Raw genomic sequence first — 6,883 nt, forward strand, 5'->3', positions numbered from 1 at the left:
ATTCAACTTATATAAATCAGCTAACCGTAAAGTCGGGCGTAATAACCTCCGAGCGCGAGCAGATCCTGATGCCGGCCCCGCTCAACGACTGTCCCTTGGTTCATAACCGTAATCAAATCTGCATGTTCCACGGTGCTGAGACGGTGCGCGATCAGAATAGTCGTACGCCCCTTCATCAGTACGTTCAGAGCCTGCTGTACCCAATGCTGGGATTCGTTATCCAGTGCAGAGGTTGCTTCGTCCAGCAGGAGAATTGGTGCATTCTTAAGAATCGCCCGCGCAATCGCAATGCGTTGCCTTTGTCCGCCTGACAACGATGCGCCTCTCTCTCCAACCGACGTTTGATACTGCTCAGGAAGTTCCTGAATAAAATGATGAGCGTATGCCGCCTTGGCAGCTTCGACAACTTCTTCATCCGTGGCTTCCGGCTTGCCATAGCGGATATTTTCCTCAATCGTGCCTGCAAACAAGAACGGCTCCTGCGGAACATAAGCAATCTGCCTGCGGATTTCCTCCAGTGTGTAATGGCCAAACGCTTTGCCTTGGAGCAGGATTTCTCCACTGTCCACCGGATAAAAGCCGAGCAACAGCTTGATCAGCGTACTTTTGCCGCTACCGCTGGCTCCCACAATTGCTGCGACCTGGCCGGGAAACACCTTCAAGGACATGCCTTCAATCACCTTTTTATCCATCTGATAGGAAAATTCCACATCGCGAAACTCCACCGCAGCATCCGAAAAATGTTTACTATCTGGAGATCCTAGTCGCTCTGGTTCCTCTTCCTCTGCAAGTACCTCTTGAATCCGGTGAGCCCCCGCGAGCGAATTCTGGGTCATGGACAGAACCATCCCCAGGTTCAATAAAGCGTGCGTCAGATTCACTTGCAAAACCGCCAGGGCAGCAACACTCCCCATTCCCATAAGTCCATAGGCATAGAGAAGACTACCGATGACGATAATGCCACAGAACGTGACGTAACTAATAAAATGATTCACCGCAGCCTGCATGCCGTTCTTCTGTGCAGTTTGCCGAAGCGTCTGGGTCATCTGTTCGTTCAACGCCTCATACTGGCTATAAATTGAACGGATACGAAACAGTTTCACCATCTGAATGCCGCCAATGAAATCTTTGAATTTTTCAGTCATTTTACCAAGCGTTTGCAATCCTTGTTCGGACAAGACACGAATATCTCGTGCAAATTTCAGGCTGACCGCGGAGGACAATAGCAGAATGACAAAAGATACGCCAGCAAACCGCCAATCGATCAACACCATGGAAACAATAGAGCCGATGCAAAAAACAACTTGTAACAACAGAACGAAGTAAACCTGTGAAAATGTAAACTCAACTGTCGTTACGTCGTTGTTCACCCGCGACAACAAGTCCCCATGGTGCGTCTGCTCCAGAAATCTCGGACGTACTCGGCACAGCTTGTTATAAAGACGCTCGCGGATGTTCAGTACAGTCAGCTCGACACTACGCTGGTACAAGTAAATGAACCAGGGCGAAATAATATTTTCCAGAAACAGCGCCGTGCCCAAAATGATAAAAGCATTCACCATCAGGGACGTATCTCGGGACACGGCGAAATCAACCAAGTTATGTACAACCAAACTGAAGGCGATCAGAAACAATGTCTGGGTGAGCGCCGTTACAGCCAGGCCGGTGGCGTACTGAGTTTTTTGCTTGCGGTTCATAAATGTCAGCAAATAGCCAAGTTCTTTAACTTGCAAGATCCATCCGCCCTTTTTCATGTGTGCGCCACCTCCCTGCGTTCGGCGGACTCGGTAAACTCCTGGTAGTAAGACTGGGCATACAGCCCATTCATCCCCAGTAATTGTTCATGAGTGCCCTTCTCCACAATATTTCCCTGTTCCATGACCCAAATCTCGTCGACACTTTGTACCGTAGAAAGTCGGTGAGCAATAACCATCGTTGTTCTCTGTTTCATCAATACACCCAGAGCTTTCTGAACCGCACTTTCCGACTCCGGATCAAGGGCCGACGTAGGCTCGTCCAACAACAGCACGGGAGCATCCTTTAAAAAGGCCCGAGCCATGGCGATACGCTGACGCTGTCCGCCGGACAAAAATCCTCCGCGCTCTCCGACATACGTCTGGTATCCATCAGAGAGCTGCATAATGAAGGAATGCGCCTGAGCAACTTTGGCAGCTTCAATAATCGCGTCCATCGATGCTCCCTCCTGCCCGTAGCCAATATTTTCGGCAATCGTCCCGCTAAACAAATACGAATCCTGAGTGACCACGGAGAAATGTGACCGCAGTTGCTCCGGATCGGCACCATCAATCTGGCTGCCAAACACGCGGATTTCGCCTTCGCCTTTCTCCGGTAGCGGATAAAAGCCGCAAACCAGCTTAAACACCGTGCTCTTCCCTCCGCCGCTCGCCCCGACAAGAGCAATCGTCTTACCTTCCGGTACCGAGAAGCTAACATTCCGCAGGATCGGAGAGTGATCTTCATATCCGAAGGTCACGTTCTTGAATTCAATAGGAGCTGCGTTCGCCTTCGGAATTAAACGGCCATTTTCTGTTTCGGTTGGTTGCTCAACGATGTCGGAAACCCTTCTCAAGGCACCGGCCATTTCGAACGTACGCGTGATAAGCTCGGGAATATGTTCCAGCGGTTCCAGACACAGATTCAGCAAGTATAAGAAGGCAACGAGTTCTCCAGCGCCTAACTGCCCTTGATAGATCAAATAACTTCCGTAACTGACTGCGAAAATGATCGGACTGATCATCAGTGTAGAAAGCAACGGGTTGACCCAGGCTTCCCGCTTTTTTACCGCCAGTTTTTTTTGAGCTGTCAATTGCAGCAACACTTGGTAGGATCGAGATAACATCCCGGATAACAGGTAGCTTTTTACAACAGGCATCCCCCCGAGCGTATCCTGGAGGTTAACGTTCATTCGGCCCATATTGGTCTGAGCTTCCTCCGTCAACCGCTCCAATTGCTTGCCAATCCACTGAGAAACCAGCAAGGCTACCGGAAATAACAGCAGACTGTACAGCATCAGCTCCCATTGGAGGTAGATCAAATATGCGAAACAGCCAATGAACAATAGCGGATGATAGAACCACTGGGCAAAATCCCGCATCATAAACTGCTGGATGAGCTGCAGATCATTATTGATCCGTGACAGCATGTCACCCGAGTGCTGTTTTTCCAAATCGGAGACCCGAAGTTTACCGATATGACGCATGACATCGTTACGGACATCCTGAACCGCAGAGGCACTGCTTCGCTCCACGCCGAAACTCATGAAAAACTTCGCAGGTACACCGATCAGGATGACCACAAAGACCGCATACACGATCTGTAACACGATTGGCCCTGCCCCTTTCTCGGCCTGCGTGGTCAGTTGCTCGATCAGACTTCCCGTCCATATCTCAATGACGGCCGCAGCAATTGCGGACAATATACCGACGATCATCCAGCCCTTGTGACGGCCTACATAAGACATCAGCCAGCGAAACGCTTTCCATGTGGCGTAAGCGGTGTGACGCTTGGAAGGTTCCGCTGTGACTTGTTCTCGAACGAATGGTTGCCGCTCAGCTTCCATGTAGTACTCCAGCCTCCGCCTCAATCTGCCGCTTAACTTGCTCTAAAATATCCCGGATGACGACGGCCGTTTCGTCCACACGCACAAGCTCTAATAGTTCTTCATGCGCGCCTTCCAAACGATAGTCGGTGTAAGCTTGCCTTGTCGCACGCCTCCAGGATGGCAATTGGTGCTCCAGACGAAACGCCTCGCTGTCCTTCGCAATCAATTCATAAATCCGGGCCGAGATCGTTCCAGAATTAATAAGCTGTGCCTCGTACATCAAGGTCGCTTTAACCTTACGATGAACCCGCTCCCGTACGAGTGAGTTACTCATTAATTCCTTCTCTTCTTCGTCAAAATCGGCAAGCATTTCTTCAAGCTCTTTCTCTGACGTTTCAGCAGGCGTCAGCGTTTCCTTAATCCACGAGTCCACCATAAGCACGTCCGTTACGACATGCCCTCTTTTTTCCATCACTTTAGCTACCTCAAACGTCAGGTTGCCTCCAAAGCAATAACCGAGTAACACGTAGGGCCCTTCTGGCTGGATGCGAACAATCTCATCCACATAGCGGTTCAGCATGGACTCGTAATCGGTGGCATCGTCGATAAAATCAATACCGTAGAGTATGAATCGTCCATCGAGCCTACTTGCGAGTTCCCGGTAACCTATGCCGAAGCCGCTACCGGGAGGGAAGCAGAACACGTTAAGATCACCTGTTTTATTCAACTTAATGAAAGAGTCTCCCCCTTGATCTAGCCCCATATCTCCCTCTCCAAAAGCCATGGCTTCAACGGTGAAATGATGGAACTCGCGGTTCAGCGGGATCTCAATTCCTGTTTCATCGTAAACAGCTTGAACGAGCCTCATCAGGCTTAACGAATTGCCTCCAAGTTCAAAAAAGTTATCCTTTACGCCAACCTGCGGAACGGCAAGCGTATCTTGCCATACACGGGTGATTTTCATCTCAAGCAACGTTCTCGGCGCGACATATTCGGCTTCCCTGGCCGCGGTTTCCCCTGGCGCGGGCAATGCTTTGCGGTCAATTTTCCCGTTCGAGGTCAGCGGCATCTGCTGAAGCTGAACGAAGTGAGAAGGAATCATATACCCCGGAAGTTGCTTGGAGAGTTTCTCCTTAAGTTCATGGGCCGAAAACCTTGTTTCTGCGACGTAATACGCAACAAGAAGCTTATTACCGTTCGCGTCGTCGCGATCAATCACTTTGGCTTCCTGCACAGCTTCGATCTTCAGCATCTGGTTCTCGATCTCATCCAACTCGATCCGGTACCCACGAATTTTCACCTGATGGTCGATCCGGCCCAGATATTCGATATTGCCGTCTGGCAACCAAGTTGCCAAATCGCCCGTGCGGTACAGTTTCTCCCCCTTCACAAACGGGGAATCGACGAACTTCTCTTCTGTTAGGTCCGGACGGTTCAGGTATCCTCTCGCAAGGCCTTCCCCGGCAACGAACATTTCACCCGCTACACCAATGGGCACAAGGTGGCGGTTTTCATCCAGAACATACACACGTAGCGTAGGAATAGGCTTGCCGATATTACTCTTCGCCGCCTCTATTTCGGTCCACGTAATTTCCTTATATGTCACATGAACGGTCGTTTCCGTAATGCCGTACATGTTGATCAGTTTTGTCTCCGGGTACTTCGTCTTGTAACCCTTGAGTAACAACGGACTGAGCGCTTCGCCTCCGAAGATGACGTTACGAATCCGTAGATGATATGCATGATCGACCAATACCTTACGGAGCAACTGGTAAAAATACGTTGGCGTCTGATTCAAAATCGTAACTTGTTCGCGGCTTAGCAGCGCCAGAAAATCAGCGGGACTTTTCGCCGTAAGCGGTGGTACGATGACCAGCTTACCTCCATTCAGCAACGCTCCGTACATTTCCCAAACAGAGAAATCAAAGCAGAAGGAGTGGAACAGCGTCCATGTGTCGGCTGGCCCGAAGTCGAACAAGTTCTTGTCGTTAAACAGAAGGCGCACGACGTTTTTATGCTCAATCAGCGTTCCTTTAGGTTTACCGGTCGTTCCTGACGTGTAGATAACATAGGCCAAGTTCCCCGATCCAGATATCGGTTCTAAGTTTGAAGAGTCCAGTGTACCTTCGGAGCTGAACCCATTCTCTTCCCAGACAAAAAGATCTAATTCAAGCCGAGTCCCTGCGAAGTCGGTCTTTTCATGCAAATGCTTTTGAATCAGTAATAACGGTGCGCCTGAATCTTCAATCATGAATCGGATGCGCTCCTCTGGATAATCGGGATCAACAGGCACGTAAGCTCCACCGGCTTTGAGAATCGCTAGGATGCCAACAACCATATCAATCGAGCGTTCAGCTAGAATCGCGACCAGTTGGTCGGCTTTGACTCCTGTCTCCCGCAACTTCCGCGCAAGGCGGTTGGATCGTTCGTTTAATTCGCGGTAAGTCAGCTTCACTTCATTCATGACAACGGCTACGTTGTCTGGGTAAAGCGCTGCCCGCTCTTCAAACAAGCCGTGAATGGTTTGCCCACGTTCAAATCCGGTTTCGGTGTCGTTAAACTGATTCAGGAGCGTTTCCCTCTCATCTGGAGATAGTACATCGGCTTGTCCAAGCCCCAGATCGGGCTGAAATAAAAGTAAGGATAGTAGCCGAACCAGATGGTCGGCTGCCTGTTCCACAAACGCATGCTCATACCGCTGCCCATCATAGCTTATCTCCAACATGATAGAGCTGCCTTCGCGGTCGAAGCGAAAAATCATATCGTTCGCCATCCGGTTGCCCAGCGGTTCAGGATGAATCGGGGCGAAGGAGACCACAGTATTAACGACTGGGAAGCCATCCTTCGTGTAACCCAGATGAAGCGGCTCTACCATTTTCCGAAAAGGCAGGTGCTGATGCTCCAGCGCCTCGCCGATGGAGGTTTTAATTCCTCCAAGTAACGTTTTAAGCGTCGTCTGATGGCTTACAGCCGTTTTGATTACCAAGATTTCATGCGACGTCGGCATCCCATCCGCTTCTGCATGATAAGAAGGCATACCGACCAGTACTTGACCCTGCCCTGTATATTTGAACAGCAGGCCTTTTACTCCTGCCAAAGCAACCATGTATATCGCCAAATCGGAACCACTCGCTAGGCCAATAATTCTCTCCGAGAGTTCACTTGGCAGAGTGCGGTGAAGCAAGCCCGACTTGGCCTGGACTTCCCCACTTGCAGATAATTTGGAGGATTGACTGTAAGGAAGGAAGCTCAGGCTATCACCGGCATCAAACTTGCTGCTCCAGTATCGTTCTTCCTTTTCAAATAAAGATTTCATGGATA

At 50.0% G+C, this 6,883-nt stretch carries 3 protein-coding genes; all 3 read right to left on the reverse strand.

Annotated features, from left to right (window positions below):
- Positions 1-20: 20 nt before the first annotated feature.
- The 3 genes from MHI38_RS12180 to MHI38_RS12190 are packed head-to-tail and all read right to left on the reverse strand — an operon-like array spanning position 21 to position 6,878.
- The gene (locus MHI38_RS12180; protein WP_154891783.1) at positions 21-1,754 is read right to left on the reverse strand and encodes an ATP-binding cassette domain-containing protein; all 1,734 of its coding nucleotides are present in this window, start codon (positions 1,752-1,754) and stop codon (positions 21-23) included.
- On the reverse strand, positions 1,751-3,580 hold the full coding sequence (locus MHI38_RS12185) for an ABC transporter transmembrane domain-containing protein (protein ID WP_154891782.1): 1,830 nt from the start codon (positions 3,578-3,580) through the stop codon (positions 1,751-1,753). Before MHI38_RS12185 ends, MHI38_RS12180 begins: the two co-directional genes overlap by 4 nt.
- A complete protein-coding gene (locus MHI38_RS12190) occupies positions 3,570-6,878 on the reverse strand; it encodes a non-ribosomal peptide synthetase (protein ID WP_341181284.1) in 3,309 nt (1,102 codons plus the stop codon). The genes MHI38_RS12185 and MHI38_RS12190 overlap by 11 nt, the downstream gene beginning before the upstream one ends.
- Positions 6,879-6,883: the final 5 nt, after the last annotated feature.

It is taken from the genome of Paenibacillus sp. FSL K6-1558, from assembly GCF_038002565.1.
GTDB lineage: Bacteria > Bacillota > Bacilli > Paenibacillales > Paenibacillaceae > Paenibacillus > Paenibacillus polysaccharolyticus.